The organism is uncultured Lawsonella sp. (assembly GCF_947252745.1).
In the GTDB taxonomy this organism is placed as follows: Bacteria; Actinomycetota; Actinomycetes; order Mycobacteriales; family Mycobacteriaceae; genus Lawsonella.
The window spans coordinates 330,797-347,937 of the sequence record NZ_CAMXWW010000002.1 but is presented as its reverse complement, the minus strand read 5'-3'; the positions used below and the strand labels follow the sequence as shown (position 1 = coordinate 347,937).

11 protein-coding genes are annotated in these 17,141 nt (G+C 62.0%); 5 read left to right on the top strand and 6 right to left on the bottom strand.

Features of this window, described 5'->3' with window-relative positions:
• The first annotated feature begins 84 nt into the window (after positions 1-84).
• The gene (locus tag Q0X28_RS03665; RefSeq protein ID WP_296239588.1) at positions 85-1,533 is read left to right on the top strand and encodes a phosphatase PAP2 family protein; all 1,449 of its coding nucleotides are present in this window, start codon (positions 85-87) and stop codon (positions 1,531-1,533) included.
• Positions 1,534-1,665: 132 nt separating this feature from the next.
• Here the strand turns inward: Q0X28_RS03665 and glpK are convergent, their stop codons facing one another.
• The 3 genes from glpK to Q0X28_RS03650 form a co-directional block, all read right to left on the bottom strand.
• Entirely contained in the window at positions 1,666-3,189 is a 1,524-nt protein-coding gene (glpK, locus tag Q0X28_RS03660; RefSeq protein WP_296239587.1) for a glycerol kinase GlpK, read from the bottom strand.
• A gap of 57 nt (positions 3,190-3,246) precedes the next feature.
• Positions 3,247-4,014 (bottom strand): MIP/aquaporin family protein, encoded by a 768-nt coding sequence (locus tag Q0X28_RS03655; protein WP_298576607.1) that lies wholly within the window; start codon positions 4,012-4,014, stop codon positions 3,247-3,249.
• 297 nt (positions 4,015-4,311) lie between these two features.
• Entirely contained in the window at positions 4,312-6,045 is a 1,734-nt protein-coding gene (locus tag Q0X28_RS03650; protein ID WP_298576605.1) for a glycerol-3-phosphate dehydrogenase/oxidase, read from the bottom strand.
• 274 nt (positions 6,046-6,319) lie between these two features.
• On the opposite strand from Q0X28_RS03650, the gene Q0X28_RS03645 reads away from it, so the two are divergent.
• Entirely contained in the window at positions 6,320-7,762 is a 1,443-nt protein-coding gene (locus tag Q0X28_RS03645) for a 1-acyl-sn-glycerol-3-phosphate acyltransferase (RefSeq protein ID WP_298576603.1), read from the top strand.
• Positions 7,746-8,624, top strand: coding sequence for an HAD family hydrolase (locus Q0X28_RS03640; RefSeq protein WP_298576601.1), 879 nt, complete (start codon positions 7,746-7,748; stop codon positions 8,622-8,624). The genes Q0X28_RS03645 and Q0X28_RS03640 overlap by 17 nt, the downstream gene beginning before the upstream one ends.
• A gap of 277 nt (positions 8,625-8,901) precedes the next feature.
• Here the strand turns inward: Q0X28_RS03640 and Q0X28_RS03635 are convergent, their stop codons facing one another.
• The 3 genes from Q0X28_RS03635 to Q0X28_RS03625 form a co-directional block, all read right to left on the bottom strand.
• On the bottom strand, positions 8,902-10,218 hold the full coding sequence (locus tag Q0X28_RS03635; protein WP_298576599.1) for a lipase family protein: 1,317 nt from the start codon (positions 10,216-10,218) through the stop codon (positions 8,902-8,904).
• Positions 10,219-10,559: 341 nt separating this feature from the next.
• Positions 10,560-11,846 carry a lipase family protein gene (locus Q0X28_RS03630; RefSeq protein WP_298576597.1) on the bottom strand — a complete coding sequence of 429 codons (1,287 nt, stop codon included), beginning with the start codon at positions 11,844-11,846 and terminating at the stop codon, positions 10,560-10,562.
• A gap of 37 nt (positions 11,847-11,883) precedes the next feature.
• Positions 11,884-13,131, bottom strand: a complete 1,248-nt coding sequence (locus Q0X28_RS03625; RefSeq protein ID WP_298576595.1) for a lipase family protein — start codon at positions 13,129-13,131, stop codon at positions 11,884-11,886.
• A gap of 634 nt (positions 13,132-13,765) precedes the next feature.
• Here Q0X28_RS03625 and glf point away from each other — a divergent pair.
• Positions 13,766-14,971, top strand: a complete 1,206-nt coding sequence (glf, locus tag Q0X28_RS03620) for a UDP-galactopyranose mutase (protein ID WP_296239605.1) — start codon at positions 13,766-13,768, stop codon at positions 14,969-14,971.
• Positions 14,971-17,109, top strand: coding sequence for a glycosyltransferase (locus Q0X28_RS03615; RefSeq protein ID WP_298576593.1), 2,139 nt, complete (start codon positions 14,971-14,973; stop codon positions 17,107-17,109). The genes glf and Q0X28_RS03615 overlap by 1 nt, the downstream gene beginning before the upstream one ends.
• The last annotated feature ends 32 nt before the right edge of the window (positions 17,110-17,141 follow it).

Below are 17,141 nucleotides of genomic sequence, written 5' to 3'. Positions count from 1 at the left end.
AAAGAGGGCCCTGAACTGCTTAGGGTCCTCTTTTCGGCATTAGGATACTAATGTTCTACTAGATCGTTTCCGAGGTTTACGACTATGGCTATTCGCCCCTTTAAGCGGGTTGCCGTCACCGCAGCTACTGCACTCAGCATGACCACGCTGCTGGCAACCACCGCGCAGGCTGTTCCTGCTACTCTCCCACACGAAAGCATGGTCACCTACACTATTAGCCCCGACGGCAAGGTTGTTGCCAAGGCGGACGTGAAGGTTAACGCCCGTGCAAAAGACACCGTGGCACCCATCACTCTCTCTGGTGATGCCGACGGCGTCGTTGTGGCGGCTGGCAAGAAGACCAAGCCCGCTAACTACAAGATTCTCCGGGCACAACCGGGCTACAACCCCTACCAGCATCCGGCGCCCCACGGCGAGGACCCCGATAGCGAGGATCTTGACCTTAAGCAGGGCTTCACGGCCGACCAGCTGCTCACCCTCTACCAGTCTGACATTCCCGAGAACATCAGCTACACCAACGTGATTTCCGGTATTAACGAGGCCCTCAAGCACCCGGAGGTCTCCCAGAAGAACGCGGCCCTGGTTCTCTCCATCAACAACAACGCCACTCCGGCGCAGATCCAGCGTGCGTTGGAGGACTCCAACGAGGAGAACCTCTCCACTATGTCGGATGCCCTGGGTACCCACCTGGGCAAGATCTACTACAATCTCTACAAGGACGGCAAGCTGGTCAAGCTGCAGCAGTTGGTGGGCGGAAACATGTCCCGCGGCTTCAACTTCACCAACGCCACTCTCATCGAGAAGGTCTCCTATAACCTGAAGCGCCCCTTCTACACCTTCCCCCAGAACGTCAAGTACTACTACGAGGATGAGGACGACTTCCTCGAGGATGACGGCTACAAGGGTCTTGCCCTTTCCTACCCATCCGGCCACACCAACCGGGCTTACATCAAGGGCATCATCCTGGCTGCGGTGTTCCCCGAGTTCGCTCCGCAGATTATGGCTCGTGCTTCCGAGGTGGGCTACAACCGTGTGGTGATGGGTGTTCACTATCCGCTGGACACCATCGCCGGCCGTATGACCGGTACCGCCTCCATGGCGTGGCATTTCGCTGACTCCAAGTTCTACCCGCTTATTGCGGAGACGGCTAAGGAAACCCGCGCAATCATCGAGAAGGCTTGTGGCACTACCATCATGAAGTGCTGGGCGCAGGGTTCCCCGTTCCTCTCCGAGGCAGAGTCCATCCGCGTCTACACCGAGCGGATGAACTTCGGTTTTCCCCGTATTGGCACCAATAAGAATGCTCCGATGGTCATTCCGGCCACCGCGAACTACCTGCTGCGCGCCAAGTACCCCAACCTGACTGCTGCTCAGCGTGATCGCATCCTGCTGCTGTCGGCGATGAGCGCCGGCTACCCGCTGGACATCACCGGCAAGGATGGATACTGGCAGCGTATTAACCTGGCTAAGGCTCTCTCCGCACGCGTCTCTGTTGCTCAGGGTGGCGCGATGAAGGTGAGCTTCCCCGTCTAGTACCACGGTACAACGCCTAGCATCACGTTCTAACTCCAGAGAAACTGCAAGTGGGGCGCCCTAGTTGGGGCGCCCCACTTCTCTTGTCTGAAGTTGTTGTGGTGTGGCCCGTGCGGGCCGGGGTGTGGCTGGTTACTTTTCCCAGCCGTAGGTGCGTTCGACGGCCTTGTTCCATTCAGCGAAGAGGCGGTCGCGCTCGGCGGAGTCCATGTTGGGCTCCCAGCGCTTGTCCTCGTTCCAGTTGGCCTTCAGTTCGTCGACGTCTTCCCAGTAGCCGACGTGTAGGCCGGCGGCGTAGGCGGCACCCAGGGCGGTGGTTTCGGCCACCTGCGGGCGGATGACGGGGACGTCCAGCAGGTCTGCCTGGAACTGCATGAGGGGTTTGGACTTCACCATGCCGCCGTCCACCTTGAGTTCGGAGAGCTCGACGCCGGAGTCGGCGACCATGGCGTCCACCAGTTCGCGGGTCTGGTAGGCGGTGGCTTCCAGGACGGAGCGGGCGATGTGGCCGCGGTTGGAGTAGCGGGTGAGGCCGACGATGACGCCGCGGGCGTCGTCGCGCCAGCGGGGGGCGAGCAGGCCGGAGAAGGCGGGGACGAAGTAGACACCGCCGTTGTCCTCAACGGTTTCGGCGAGCTTGTCGCAGGAGGCGGCGTTGGGGATCATCTTCAGGTTGTCGCGCAGCCACTGGACCAGGGAGCCGCCCATGGCGACGGAGCCTTCCAGGGCGTAGACGGGCTTGTCGTCGCCGATCTGGTAGCAGACGGTGGTGATGAGTCCGTGTTCGGAGAACTTGGGTTCGGTGCCGGTGTTCATGAGGAGGAACAGGCCGGTGCCGTAGGTGTTCTTGGCTTCGCCGGGCTGGAAGCAGAGCTGGCCGAAGGTGGCTGCCTGCTGGTCGCCGAGGATGCCGGTGATGGGGACGTCTGCCAGGTTGGAGTGTCCGCGTACTTTGCCGAAGTCGCCGGAGGAGGGGCGGATTTCGGGGAGCATGGACATGGGGATGCCCATGGCTTCGCAGAGTTCTTCGTCCCACTGCATGGTGGTGATGTCCATGAGGAGGGTACGGGAGGCGTTGGTGACGTCGGTGGCGTGTACGGTGGTGTCGTCACCTTGGGGGTTGGAGCCACCGGTAAGGTTCCACAGCAGCCAGGTGTCGGGGGTACCGAAGAGGAGGTCGCCGTTTTCGGCCTTTTCGCGGGCGCCGTCGACGTTGTCGAGGATCCACTTGATCTTGGGGCCGGAGGAGTAGGAGCTCAGCGGCAGGCCGGTCTTCTTCTGGTATTTGTAGATGCCGTCGTCGCCGGCGAGTTGGCGGCAGATTCCGGCGGTGCGGGTGTCTTGCCAGACGATGCCGTTGTAGACGGGTTCGCCGGTGTTCTTGTCCCATACGATGGTGGTTTCACGCTGGTTGGTGATGCCGAGGGCGACGAGGTCGGAGGGGGCGAGGTCGGCGTCGGCGAGGGCTTCACCGACGACGCGGCGGACGCAGTCCCAGATTTCCATGGGGTTGTGTTCGACCCAGCCTTTTTGGGGGAAGATCTGCTCGAATTCCATCTGGCCCACGGACACTATCTCGCCGTCATGGTCGAAGATGATGCAGCGTGCTGAGGTGGTACCTTCGTCGATGGCTGCGATGTACTTCTTGTCAGTCACGGGACTTCTCCTAGAGAGAGTTGGTAGTTCTGTAGTGCCTGGTCGGAGGGGTCCGGACTAGGCGATGGCGAGGTACACGCCGGCGGCCAAGGCGGCGCCGATTAGCGGTCCAACAGTGGGGTGAATGGCGTTAATCCATTCGCCCTTGCCCTTGCCTTTGATGGGAAGGACGAAAGCGTACATGATGCGGGGGCCGAGGTCACGGGCGGGGTTCAGCGAGTAACCGGTGGGGCTGCCGAGGCTCATGCCGATAGAGACAATGATAGCTGCCACCGCGGCGTAGGTGAGGTTGCCAAGGTTGACGGCTTCGTTGTTCCAGAGGGCGACAAGGATGAAGAGCACCAGTACGAAGGTGGCGATGATTTCGGTGACGTGGTTCCACAGCATGCTCTGCACGGCGGGGCGGGTGTGGAAGACGTTGCCGATGGTGGCGTTGGCGCCGGATTCGGTGCCGTCTTCGTTGTAGGCGTTAGCGTCGAATTGCTTCTTGAAGGCAGCCCAGGCGAGCAGGGCACCGACCATGGCGCCCAGGAACTGGCCGAGAATGTAGAAGATGAAGGCGCCCCATGGGGTCTTGCCTGCGATGCAGAGGGCGAAGGTGACGGCGGGGTTGATGTGTCCACCGGTGGGATGGGCGATGGAGGCACCGGCGAAGACAGCAAGACCCCATCCGAAGGCGATGAGGAGCCAGCCGGAGTTCTTGGCAGCGGAGCTACGGAGACTGTTGGCGGCGCAGACGCCGTTACCGAGCAGCAGCAGCACCATGGTGCCGAGGAATTCCCAGCCGAAGATAGCTGCGCCGCTAAGTTCTGTTCCGTTGATCATGTACATATAGCTTGGTCCTTGTCAGGAGAGCGGGGGGGAGAACCTGCGTACTCGAAGTAGTGAAACGACAGATCTTCTCTTAATCGTATTTTGTTGTGTCCGGTGAGGCAGGTTTGTTGCCTCACACCTTACGTTTGTTGCAAGCATTTCACCGTGATCTGGGCTACATTTCAGGTCCTGATCATATGGGGTCTCACCTGCTCATGAGGGCAAAAGGCGCCTCCCCGGGGAGAGCGGGGAGGCGCCTTTTTCATCAGGAGGTCACATGTGTGAAGTAAGTGATTCCGGGTGATGGTGTTACTTCTTGTCGACGTCGTCAACGTAGGCCGGGCGGGCTTCCTCGGCCTGGTTGCGGAGGGCGTCGGCTTCTTCGTCGGTGATGGCCTTCTGGGAGTTGAGCTCGGCGACGACGCGGTCGCGGTAGAGCTTAACTTCCTTCTCCTTGGTGGCATCGTCCCAGCCGAGGACGGGGGCGATGAGGTCGGCGATCTCCTGGGCGGAATCCATGCCGCGATCATCGTATTCGATGGAGATGCGGGTACGGCGGGTGATGACGTCCTCGAGGTGCAGAGCACCTTCCACTGCGGCGGCGTAAACGGCCTCGACGCGGAGGTAGCCTTCGGCGTTGGTGATGGGCTTCTTGAGGGACGCATCGTTCTTGGCGTAGGAGAGCACGTCGAAGATGAGGGAGCCGTAGCGGTTGAGGAGGTGCTCAACCTGATCCTCGGTGATGCCGCACTTGGCGGCGAGGGCGTCGAGCTGGTTGGTCAGTGCCCAGTAGCCGTCAGCACCGATGATGGGGGTTTCTTCGGTGGTGGACTTGGCGACCTCGCCGGGAACGTCCTTGAGGGCGGCTTCGACGGCATCCTTGCCGATGACGCGGTAGGTGGTGTACTTACCGCCGGCGACGGAGACGAGGCCGGGGCACAGGCGGGCAACTTCGTGGTTGCGGGCGAGCTTCTCGGTGTTCTGCTGGCCAGCCTGGGCGACGAGCGGGCGGAGACCGGCGTACACACCGACGATGTCGGCGTAGGTGATGGGTTCCTGAAGGCGCGAGTTGAGCTCTTCCAGGACGTAGTCGATGTCGGTCTTGGTGGCGGCCGGGTGGGCCAGGTCGAGCTTCCAGGAGGTGTCGGTGGTGCCGACGATCCAGTAGTTGCCCCACGGAATCACGAACAGTACGGACTTCTCGGTGACGAAGCACAGGGCGGAGTCGGACTTGATGCGATCCTTGGGGACCACGATGTGGATGCCCTTGGACTGGTGGACGTGGAACTTGGCCTTGGCGCCGGCGAGGTTCTGCATTTCGTCGGTCCAGACGCCGGTAGCGTTGATGACGGCAGAGGCCTTCACGTTCTGGGTGCGGCCGTCTTCGGTGTCCTTGATGGTGACGCCGACGACGCGGTCGCCGTCCTTGAGGAAGTCAATGACCTGGGTGGAGGTGCGGATGACAGCACCGTACTTCGCGGCGGTGCGGGCAACCATCATGGTGTGGCGGGCGTCGTCGACGAGGGTGTCGTAGTACTGGACGCCGCCGCAGGTGGCCTTGGGCTTGAGCGATGGGATCTTCTTGAGGATGCTCTTGCGGGTGAAGTGCTTCTGCATCGGGACGGTCTTGGCGCCACCCATGCGGTCGTAGAGGGTGAAGCCGGCGAACATCATGATGCGCTCAAAGAACGGCGTGGTGAGGGGGTAGATGAACTTCAGCGGCTTGACGAGGTGTGGCGCCAGGGTGTGCATGGACAGCTCGCGCTCGTGCAGCGATTCGGCGACTAGGCCGAACTGGGGGATCGGGTTTGGCTGCAGGTAGCGCAGGCCACCGTGGAACATCTTGGAGGAACGGCTGGAGGAGCCGCAGGCGAGGTCGCGGGCCTCGACCATGGCGACCTTCAGGCCACGGGTGGCGGCGTCGAGTGCGGCGCCTACACCGACGGAACCGCCGCCGATGATGAGAATGTCGAATTGTTCGGAGCCGAGGCGATCCCAGTTGGATTCGCGAAGCTCAAGAGTGAGTTCGGACGGTGCAGACAAGTGAGTCCTCCTGTAGAAAACCTTATGTCCCCGAGAGTCAGGGAATGGGTACTGCTTTACCGTACATCCTACGCTAGGGGCCGTAAATCAGTGTTTGAGCAGCTAGACCGCTAATTGTGGGCCGCGTTACACATTTTTGTAAACGAACTGCAAAAATAGCATTTCCTTAGAGTGGTTTTAGTCACAGTTCGGAATCTGGTTGTCGAAAAGCACCAGTTTTAGCGGAACGAGGTGTTTGCTAGTTTTCCGCTCATTTTCGCACTACAGTGAGGTAATGGCCTTGGAACCTCTCTATTCGTTTATCTCCCGACTTGCACGAACTGTGACGTTTTTGCTGCGCCACAACATCGTCGTCACCGGGGAAGAAAACATACCGAAAAAGGGTGGTGCACTCATGTGCATCAACCACACCGGCTATGTGGACTTTTACTTCTCGGGTATTCCGCTGCTCCGCGCCAAGCGCAACCCGCGCTACATGGCAAAGCAGGAGATCTTCGAAAACCCTGTCGCCGGCCCCATCATGCGCGCACTGGGCCACATTCCGGTGGACCGCATCGCCGGCCGCGAGTCCATGGACACCGCCATCGACATGCTGAAGAAGGGCGAGATGGTTGCGATCTTCCCCGAGGGCACCATGTCCAACTCTTACGAAATTAAAGACATGAAGACGGGTGCCGTACGCATGGCGCAGGGCGCCGGTGTCAAAATCTATCCCGTTATCGTGTGGGGTTCCCACCGCGTTTACCGTCGCAACATTAAGCCCAACTTGGAGCGCGGCATCCCCATCATGGTCCACTTCTGTGAACCGATGGACGTATCCGATGGAGACCCGGAGGAGCTCACCCAGCAGCTCCGGGCCACCATGCAGAAAACCTTGGAAGAGGTGCAGCAGCGCTACATTGAGCAGTTCGGTCCCTTCGAGGAGGGGCTGCCGTGGATGCCCGCCCGCCTGGGTGGCAGCGCCCCCACCTTGGAGGAGGCGCAGGTCGCCGACGACAAGATCGATGAGGACCGCGAGCGCGCCAACGCCATGATGCGCCACTCCTACAAGGCGGCTAAGGAAGTCCACACCGTCATCCTCAACACCACCGACGCCACTGCCGACGAGGCCGCCCCGGAGGCGAAGCTGTCCCGCCTCACCAGCATGCGGGCCGCCGCCGAGAAGCTCAACCGGGCCGCTGAGGAGCTGGCAGAAGCAGCGAAGGCACCGGATGGGGAGGTTGCCAAGCGGAAGGCGGGGGCTGGTTCGCTCCGCAATATGACGGAGACGGTTGCCTCTGCGGCGGTGGAGCTGGAGCGGGCGACCGTGCTGTCGAGCCGCAAGGCGTCCCGCCGGTTGGGGGCCAGTTCGGATTCGGTGACGGAGTTCGCCACCGGTTTCCGTCACCGCACCGCAAAGTCGCTACACGCTGGCGCAGAGTACTTGTCGCAGAAGGCGCAGTCCCTGTTGACCTACCTGTCGGACGCCGAGGAAGCGGCCCGGAAGGCGGGGGAGGAACGCCAGATTCGCCACGCTATCGCCCGGGAAGCCCGGGTGGAGCAGGCGGCGGCCGATGAGGTCCGCAAGACCACGAAGAAGCTGGAGGCGGCTCGTCGGCAGAAGGAGCGCGAGGCAACCCGCGCTTTGGAGGATGCCGCCCGCGCCACTGAGCAAGCGGTGCATGTGTTGGAGGAGACGGTAGCTCTCGGGGACGATGCCGATGCCCGCAAACGCTGAGTTTGGTGTTAGCAGTGTACCCCCCCTTGCCCATGGTGGTATGGGGCTGGTGGCCACCGACCTGGATGGCACTCTGCTGGATTCCCATAAGCGGGTGAGCCCACGTACCCAGGCGGTTCTCGCGCAGCTGGATGAGTGCCATATTCCGCTGGTGATTGCGACGGGTCGGCCGGTGCGCTGGCTACCCCCGGTGTGGGAGCAGCTGCCGGTGCGCCCCCTGTGTATCTGCATGAACGGCGCGGTAATTTACGATTCGTTCCACCGCCAGGTGTTGCGCCGGGTGGTGCTGAAGCCGACGGTGCTGCAGGACATTGTGCAGAGTGTGCACGAGGCGCTGCCGGAGGCGTGCTTTGCGGTGGAGCGCATTACCTCGGAGATGACGCCGTCCACGGGTGAAGGCCCGGTGGAGGAGTTTTTGATCGCTGAGAATAACGAGCACATCTGGTACGAGCAGAATGCGCCGCGGACGTCGTTGGCGGCGTTGGCGGAGGAGCCGGCGGCGAAGCTGCTGGTGCGTGCCGAGGATATATCCAGTGCGGAGATGGCTGAGATGTTGTGCCCGCTGGTGGAGCCGGTGGCGAATGCGACGTACTCGGTGGATGGGGGTCTGGTGGAGATTTCTCACCCAGTGGCCACGAAGGGGGAGGCGTTGGTGCGGATTCTGGATTACTGGGATCTGTCGGAGGAGACGCTGTTGGCGTTCGGTGATATGCCGAACGATATGGACATGCTGGAGTTGGCGGCGTGGGGTGTGGCCGTGGAGAACGCGCATCCGGCGGTGCAGGCTGCAGCGGATGAGGTGACAGTATCCAATGATGAGGATGGTGTGGCCGTGGTGCTGGAGCGTTTGCTGAGCGCCTAACTGCGGCACGTCACTGCCCATTGTGTTGGTGACTGTGCGTTTGTCACTGTGTGTTTGCCACTGTGCAAAGGAGAGGGTGGGAAGCCTGGTTGGGCTTCCCACCCTCTCCTGCTATTGAGAGTGTTTGGAGGGCCGTGCGGACGATGTTATGCGGACCCGGGTTGTGTAGTGGTTGTGTTATGGACAAAGGCTGTGTGGAACCCTTGCGGTGCGGCTAGTGCGGGTGCCAGGGGGTGCTGGTCTGCACTAGTGCGCCACCTAGTGCGCTGGTGGCCGCTTAGTTCTTGGGCGGTTGCAGCTGGCCGAGGGGCAGGATGTTGTATTCGCGGCCCTCGCAGAATTCGTTGGGTGCGGGGGTGCCGGCGAAGCGTGCCTGGGCCCAGGCAGCGGCACTTGGCAGGCCCACGAAGCCGACGAGCAGGTGCTCGGAGAGGTCCATGGTGGCCAGGGTGACCTTGGTGCCGGTGCTGCAGTAGCGGCGGGCGAGCTTCCTGATCTTGGCGACGGGGACGGCGATGTCCTGGTTACCGTGGTAGAGGTAGAGCGGCATCTTGGGGGACAGCGGGTAGTAGAGGGGGCTGTTCTCGCGGACGACTTCCAGTTCGCGCTTCTGCTTGCGGATGTCGACGTTGTTGAAGACGCTGCGCATGGACTGGCCGGCGAAGGCAGCGATCATGGTGGAGACGCAGGAATCTTTGAGACCCTTGCGGAGGCGGTCCTGCCATTCGGGCTTCATGCGGGCGAAGACGTTCATGCGGTCGGGGTATTCGCGTTCGAGGCCGAGCATGGAGCCAGCGACGATGCCGAAGCCGGGGTTGGGGTTGTTGCCCAGGGCGAGGCCCATCCATTCCATGTCGGCGGGGGTGCCGCCGGCGATGGCACCGACGAAGCGCGGGGCGGGGGCGTACTTGGGGGCCATGGAGGCTGCGATGAGGGTGGTCATGGCGCCGCCGGAGTAGCCGCCGAGGATGACCTTGGAGTGGCGGGAGTTGAACTTACGGGAGGTCACCAGGGCGGTGGTGGCGTCGAGGATGATGTGTCCTGCCAGGATGTTGGCACCATAGGCGCCTTGCATGCCTTCGAAGTCGGGGAGGAGGATGTTCCAGCCCTGGGACAGTGCGGCGTTCAGACCGAGGGAGATTTCACCGGCGACGGTGAGGGACTCGGGGTTGTTGAACTCGGTGATGGGGGTGGTCAGCGAGTAGGTGGGTTGGCACTCAGCGCCGAGAGAGTTGATGAAGTGGTTGTACACCATCAGCGGCACGTTGGGGATGGCGTAGGACTGCGGCTGACGGAGCAGCAGGGCGGTGGCAAAGATTTTTTCGCCACGGGAGTTCGTGGAGGCGAACACGAGCTGCTCGGCTACTGCGGTGGGGAACTGCACCAGTTTCATGGAGCGGCTCTTGATGAGGCGTCCGTGGGGCAGGTTCTCGTACTTGGAGGCGGGGACTCGGAACCAGGGGTCCTTCACCTTGGAGGGGTAGATGGGGGCGGCGGTAGCGTCGGGGCTGACGGCGACCGCGGTGCCGGCGGCGAGTGCGACGGCGCACAGGGCGGACATGAGTTTCGTCCGGAAGCTTCGACGTGCTGTCATCAGCTTTCTCTCTTTCTCTCAATAGCTGGCAGGCTACACTTTACCGATTTGCTCCCTATCCTCGTAGTTCTACTCTGCCGCGTAGCGCTTGGGGGTGGCCTTACGGGGTCGATTTCCGGGGGATCCCAGGGGTGGTTTCCGTGGTGTTTTCCGGGTTTTTCGCTGGTTACGCAAGGGTTAGGGTCGGTGTTGGCATGTTGTGTGTGCCCTATTTAGTTGGGGTGGTGGTGCTCTGTCGGGGGTTATTCCGACAGAGCGGGTGGTTCTGTATGGAGTTGTAGGTTTGTGGGGGCGGGCCGTGTGTGTGTGGGGGGGTGCGGCGGCTGCCCGGCCGGGCTGGGTTAGCACTCGGTGTTTTGTGGGGGTAGGTCGGCGAAGCGGCTGAGGACCCAGGGGAAGGCGAACCAGGATCCGACGGCTGCGTTGGTGACGTGGTTGGAAACGAAGGTGTCGATGATCTGGATCTTGAGGTTGTGGTTGGTGCGGCACCAGCGTTTGGTGACCTTCTTGATGAGGGGCAGGGGGACGAGGTCGTCGCGGCTGCTGGACCAGATGAAGACGGGCACGCGGGGGACGGGCTTGTAGTTGATGAGGCTGTTTTCGGCGAAGACGGCGAATTCGTTGTGCTGTTCGCGCAGTTTCACGTTGTTAAACATGGTGGTGGCGGATTCGTTCGCCATGGCATCGAGCATGCGCGGGGTGCAGGCGTCGCGGTTGGCGTCAACGATTTGTTTGCCGTGCTTGGAGAGGCGAGCGTAGACGTTCATGCGGTCGGGGTATTCGCGTTCCATGCCGATCATGGAGCCCATGGCGATGCCGAAGCCAGCATTGCGGTTGTTGCCCAGGGCTTTGCCCATCCACACCATGTCGACGGGCATGCCACCGGCGGCGAGGCCCACGATGTTGAGGTTGGGGGCGTAGGTGGGGGCCATGGAGGCGGCGTAGCCGGCGACCATTGCGCCACCGGAGTAGCCGGCGAGGATGATCTTGGGGTTGGGGATGTTGAGGGCTTTGATCTGGCGGGCGGCTTTGGTGGCGTCGAGCATGATGTGTCCGCCTAGGAGGTTAGCTCCGTAGGCGGATTGGAGGCCGAGGAAGTCGGGGAAGATGGTGGTGATGCCCCAGATTGCGGCGAGGGCGCCGATGCCGTAGAGGGACGCGTTGCGCGTCATGATTTCGGCTTTACGGTTAGCGTTGGGGGTGCGGCCGCCGGTGGTGATCCAGTCGGCGGTGGCGTTGAAGGAGAAGGAGGGCTGACACTGCACGCCGAGGGAGTTGATGAAGTCGTTGTAGACCAGCACGTTGTTGTTGGGGCGAGCGATGATGGGCCGCATGACGGCGGAGCTGGCGAGGACAGCTTTGCCGTGGGAGTTGGTGGTCTTGAAGACGTATTGGAGGACCTGGGTGCCTTGGACGACGAAGTTGGAGACGGGCCGGACGCGGATGAGGGTGCCGTTGGGGACGGAGTTGAGCTTGGCTTGGCTGACGGTGAAGAAGGAGCCGAGGGGGGTGGTGTCGTAGAGGGGGGTGGCGTCGGCGGGGGTGGCAGCTACGACGGAGCCAGCTAGTACAGCTGCAGTGACTGTCGCGGCGGTGATGCTTTTGAGGCGGGTGGTCCGTGTCGTCATGTGGGTGGGTTCTCTTCCTTCGGGGAGGGTGCTGCGGTTAGCGGGGGATACGGCGGCAGTCGTTGCGCATCTTTCCGCCGTTACTCATCTGGAAGAGCCACTGAGCGGCTGCGGGGATGTTGTAGAAGGCGGTGGAAACGTGGTTGGGGTCGTTTACTTCGATGTATTGGATGCGGGATCCGGTGGCGCAGTAGCGGCGCATGGTGGCGCGGAGGGGGCGGATGGGAGCGCCGATGTCGGTGCGGGATCCGAAGACGTAGAGTTTGGTGCCGCGGCTGGGGTGCCGCTGGTCGTAGTAGAGGCTGTTTTCGCGGAGGACGCGGAAGGCGGAGCGTTCTTGTGCGGGGTTGAGGCTGATGCCGTCGAAGATGGTGTTGACGGATTCGCCTTTGAGGGATTGCAGGAGGCGCGGTGAGCAGGCGTCTTTGAGGACGCGCATCTTGCTTTTGCCGTGTTGGGAGAGGCGGGGGGTGACGCGCATGCTCTTGGGGTATTCGCGTTCGAGGCCGACGAGGGAGGCGAAGGCGAGGCCGAAGGCGTCGTTGGGGCGGTTGCCGAAGCGGACTCCGTAGTATTGGAGGTCGGTGGGGGTGCCGCCGACGGCGATGGCGTCGAAGTGGACGTCGGGGGCGTAGTCGGCGCGGAGGTTGGCGGCCCAGAGGCTGACCATGGAGCCGCCGGAGTAGCCGAGCATGCCGGTCCAGCTGTGTCGCATGTCGAAGCTGGGGGTGTTTTTCATGGCGCGGACGGCGTCGAGGACGATGTGTCCGGCGCGGATGTTGGCGGTGTAGGCGGCTTTCATGCCCTCGTGGTCGGGGATGAGGAGGGCGTATCCGTAGCGGGCTGCGATGGCGGCGTACCACATGGCGATGAAGCTACGGGTGTTCCATTCGGGGTTGAGGCTGGAGTAGGAGAAGCTGGGTTGGCAGCCGATGCCGAGGGAGTTGATGAAGTCGTTGAAGACGACAACTTTTCCGTTTTTGGGGAAGTTGGCGGGTTTGACGAGGACGGCGGTGGCGTAGGTGGGGCGGTTGAAGGTGTCGCGGGTGGAGAAGACCATTTGGGTGGCGTTGCCGCCGGGGACGAGGAAGGCGGGGAGTTTGCGACTGCGGAGGAGTTTGCCGTGGGGTTTGTGGGTGTACTGGGCTGCGGGGACGTTGAAGAAGGGGTCCAGAATGGGTGAAGGCATGGTGGCTGCGGCTTGGGCTGTTTCAGGGTTGATGAGTCCTACCGTGAGCGTGAGTGCCCCTGCTGCGGCGAGTAGCCGAGTAGTCAAACGCTTCATAGTTCTGTTCTTGTCCCTTTGTATGTGTAGAGCTATGGCCTAGGTCGTGGTGGAGTAGACGGGTCCTCTCGACGCCATACTAACTGTCAAAATCACACTTGTAACACTTTTAACAATAGTAACAATAATCGCAAAGGTTATGTTTGCTGTCTAGTGCCACACCACCGATTTGTCCCGGGATTTTTCTCACATCCGCAAGATTTTGGGGAGTTTCAGGGAATAAATCCGGGGGGTGACGAGTCCCGTCAAGTCCTCACGCTGACTGCCCATCGAGTCCGCATGCTGGCTACCTGTCGCTGCTATTCGCAGTTGTGCCGAGGAGCACCGCGACATACCCCAATGAAAAGCTCCTATGTATGTATATGTGTGGTGAGACATCAAATGTTACATGGATAACGTGGGGAAATGCCATTTGTAGCAGATTTCCGCGGATACCATCTCCCCATTAACGCCGGTCATCGTAGGGATGGCATCTTGGTATTACCTGTCCATGAACATCCGTTCTAGGCACAATATTGGCTAGGCTTAAGGGGACTCACCGCCCGGTAACGCACAGGTGTTTTCCCGAGCGGAACACCTCCCCCCCATCTAGGGCGCACCGCGTCCCCTAGTGTGTACGAGAAAAGGCGTTCACATAATGAACACTCAGTCATACGACCTCATCGTGGTCGGCTCCGGTTTCTTCGGACTGACCGTCGCCGAGCGCGCCGCCAGCCAACTAGGCAAGCGCGTCCTCATCATCGAGAAGCGTTCCCATATTGGCGGCAATGCGTTCTCGCAGCCCGAACCGGAAACCGGCATCGAGGTTCACCAGTATGGCGCCCACCTCTTCCACACCTCCAACCAGCGTGTGTGGGACTACGTCACCAAGTTCACCAAGTTCACGGACTACCAGCACCGCGTGTTCGCCATGCACGACGGCAAGGCCTACCAGTTCCCCATGGGGCTCGGCCTTATCTGCGAGTTCTTCGGCAAGTACTACAGCCCGGACGAAGCCCGCGCCCTCATCAAGGAGCAGGCCTCCGAGGTGAAGACGGAAGAGGCCACCAACCTGGAGGAGAAGGCCATCTCACTGATCGGCCGCCCGCTCTACGAGGCCTTCGTGCGCGATTACACCGCCAAGCAGTGGCAGACCGACCCGAAGGAGCTCCCGGCAGCAAACATCACCCGCCTGCCGGTGCGCTACACCTTCAACAACCGCTACTTCAACGACACCTACGAGGGTCTGCCAGTGAACGGCTACGCTGCTTGGCTGCGTGCCATGATCGATCACGACCTCATTGATGTGCAGCTGGACACTGACTGGTTCGATGTGCGGGAGGACGTGCGTGCCGCTAACCCGGATGCCCCTGTCGTCTACACCGGCCCGCTGGACCGCTACTTCGACTACTCGGCGGGCCGCCTGGGCTGGCGCACCCTGGACTTTGATGTGGAAGTTCTGCCCATTGGGGACTTCCAGGGCACGGCCGTCATGAACTATAACGACGCAGACGTCCCCTACACCCGTATTCACGAGTTCCGCCACTTCCACCCGGAGCGGGCCGACCGCTACCCCAAGGACAAGACGGTCATCATGAAGGAGTACAGCCGCTTCGCGGAGGAAGACGATGAGCCGTACTACCCCATCAACACCCCGGAGGACCGCGAGATTCTGGCCGCCTACCGGGAGCTGGCTGCCGCCGAAACCGCCGACCAGAAAGTGTTGTTTGGTGGCCGGCTGGGTACCTACCAGTACCTAGATATGCACATGGCTATTGCGTCCGCCCTCACCATGTTCGACAACCAGCTGGCCCCCTACTGGACTGATGGTGCTGCCTTGAAAGGAAAGGGTCAGCGCTAATGTCCACTGCTCCAACGTCCGCACAGTTTTCCACTTTTGCAGGGGAGCGGCTTGCCCGCATCATTACCCCGCGCCCGGGTGAGCCTCTTGACGTGCGCAGCCTTTATTTGGTGGAGGCGTCCACCAATCCGCGTCGCTGCCACGCCCCGAGCCGCACCACCTTGCGGATTCCGGCAGACTCGGAAGTCTCCTTCGAGACGTATTTCAATGGTCTGCCCGCCTCCTACTGGCGGCGTTGGAGCACCCTCACGTCGGTGGTGCTGAGACTGCATCTCACCGGCTCGGGCCGGGTAGATGCGTACCGGTCGAAGATCGATGGGTCGCGCATCGGTATTACTGGCGCTTCCTTCTTTGGGGCGGAGGGTGATGGTACTGCCACGCCGCATTCCCTGGACCCGCAGGTCACCCTGTGTGCGGACGGGTCCAGCATCGTCGAGCTCACGCTTGGCTTGGAGCCTTTTGAGGATGGCGGCTGGCTGTGGTTCGACATCACCGCTGACACCCCGGTGGAGCTGCTGGAGGGTGGCTGGTATGCCCCCGTCGCCGCCCCCGCCACCGTCACCTATACGGATCCGCAGTCGGGCCTTACCCAAGAGGTCGATAACGCCAACAAAGTGGTTATTGGCATCCCCACCTTCAACCGCCCAGACGATGCGGTGGCGGCCTTGCAGGCGTTGGCCTCCGACCCGGATGTGGACGCCATCATCGAAGCTGTGCTGATGCCCGACCAGGGCACCAAAAAAGTTATCGACCACCCCGAGTTTGCAGCTGCCGCAGCCCATTTCGGCATTGGCGAGGGAGTGGACGGCGCCACCGACGCAGCCGGCCAGCCGCTTCCCGTCACCCCCGACGGCCGCTTCTTCCGCTTCGAACAGGGCAACCTGGGCGGCTCCGGCGGATACAGCCGCATCATGTATGAGGCTCGCCAGCACACCACCGCCCCCTTCATCCTCTACATGGATGACGACATCGCCATCGAACCCGACAGCATCCTCCGCGCAGTCGCGTTCGCCCGCTTCGCTAAGCAGCCCATGCTGGTCGGTGGCCAGATGCTCAACCTACAGGAGCGCAGCCACCTCCACTCCATGGGCGAGGTTGTCAACCGCGCCGACTTCATGTGGACCTCCGCCCCGCACGTCCACTACGACCACGACTTCAGCCAATACCCACTGTCGGCAGCCCGCGACCACCGGGGCGCCGAGCAGACGGGTCTAGCCGACCTCCGCTGGAAGGAAACTGCGGACCTGCACCGCCGCATCGATGTGGACTACAACGGCTGGTGGATGTGCCTCATTCCGCGCCTGGTCGCGGACACCATCGGCCAACCCTTGCCGCTCTTCATCAAGTGGGATGATGCCGAGTTCGGCCTGCGGGCCGGCGCCCACGGCTTCCCCACCGTCACCATGCCCGGTATCGCCATCTGGCATATGGCCTGGTCGGATAAGGATGATGCGATCGACTGGCAGGCCTACTTCCATCTGCGTAACCGCCTAGTGGTGGCCGCCCTCACCCAGCCGGAGGGGGACTCCATTAACGGCATGTTGGCGTCCATGGCGAAGGCCGTGGTGAAGCACACGCTGTGCCTGGAGTACAGCACTGTCGCCATCCAGATTGAGGCCATTAAGGACTTCCTGCGTGGCCCCGATGCCCTTTTCGACTTGCTGCCCACGGCCCTCCCGAAGGTTGCTGCGATGCGCCGCGAGTTCCCGGATGCGGTGGTGCTCCGTTCCGCCAGCGACCTACCTGCCCCCTCTGGTGGGCCCGGTGGGGTGACGGTGGAGCCGCGCGGTATGCGCCGGAAGGTGACGGCGTTGGCGAAGGGGCTGCTGCATTCGGTTCGCCCGGCGGACCCCGCCCACCATTCCACCCCGCAGATGAACCTGCCGCCCATTGATGCCCGCTGGTACTCTCTCAGCCGGCTGGATGGGGCTACCGTCACTACCGCCGATGGGCGTGGTGTGGTGTACCGGCAACGAGACTTGGACAAGGCGAAGCAGCTAGTGAAGGACTCTTTTGCCATGCACAAGCAGCTGCGCGAGAATTGGGCGAAGATGCAACGCGAGTACCGCGCTGCGCACCCGCGCCTGACCAGCCTGGAGGCGTGGTCCGAGGTTTTCGGGCCCGACACGCTGGGCTGATACTGGGCCGCGACTTGGCTGATGCCAGGCTG

What these genes read in the sequence shown, in the direction of transcription:
- Q0X28_RS03635 (WP_298576599.1), bottom strand. Translation starts at nt 10,218, where the DNA reads ATGACAGCACGTCGAAGCTTCCGGACGAAACTCATGTCCGCCCTGTGC.
- Q0X28_RS03630 (WP_298576597.1), bottom strand. Translation starts at nt 11,846, where the DNA reads ATGACGACACGGACCACCCGCCTCAAAAGCATCACCGCCGCGACAGTC.
- Q0X28_RS03640 (WP_298576601.1), top strand. Translation starts at nt 7,746, where the DNA reads ATGCCCGCAAACGCTGAGTTTGGTGTTAGCAGTGTACCCCCCCTTGCC.
- Q0X28_RS03655 (WP_298576607.1), bottom strand. Translation starts at nt 4,014, where the DNA reads ATGATCAACGGAACAGAACTTAGCGGCGCAGCTATCTTCGGCTGGGAA.
- Q0X28_RS03615 (WP_298576593.1), top strand. Translation starts at nt 14,971, where the DNA reads ATGTCCACTGCTCCAACGTCCGCACAGTTTTCCACTTTTGCAGGGGAG.
- Q0X28_RS03625 (WP_298576595.1), bottom strand. Translation starts at nt 13,131, where the DNA reads ATGAAGCGTTTGACTACTCGGCTACTCGCCGCAGCAGGGGCACTCACG.
- Q0X28_RS03665 (WP_296239588.1), top strand. Translation starts at nt 85, where the DNA reads ATGGCTATTCGCCCCTTTAAGCGGGTTGCCGTCACCGCAGCTACTGCA.
- Q0X28_RS03645 (WP_298576603.1), top strand. Translation starts at nt 6,320, where the DNA reads ATGGCCTTGGAACCTCTCTATTCGTTTATCTCCCGACTTGCACGAACT.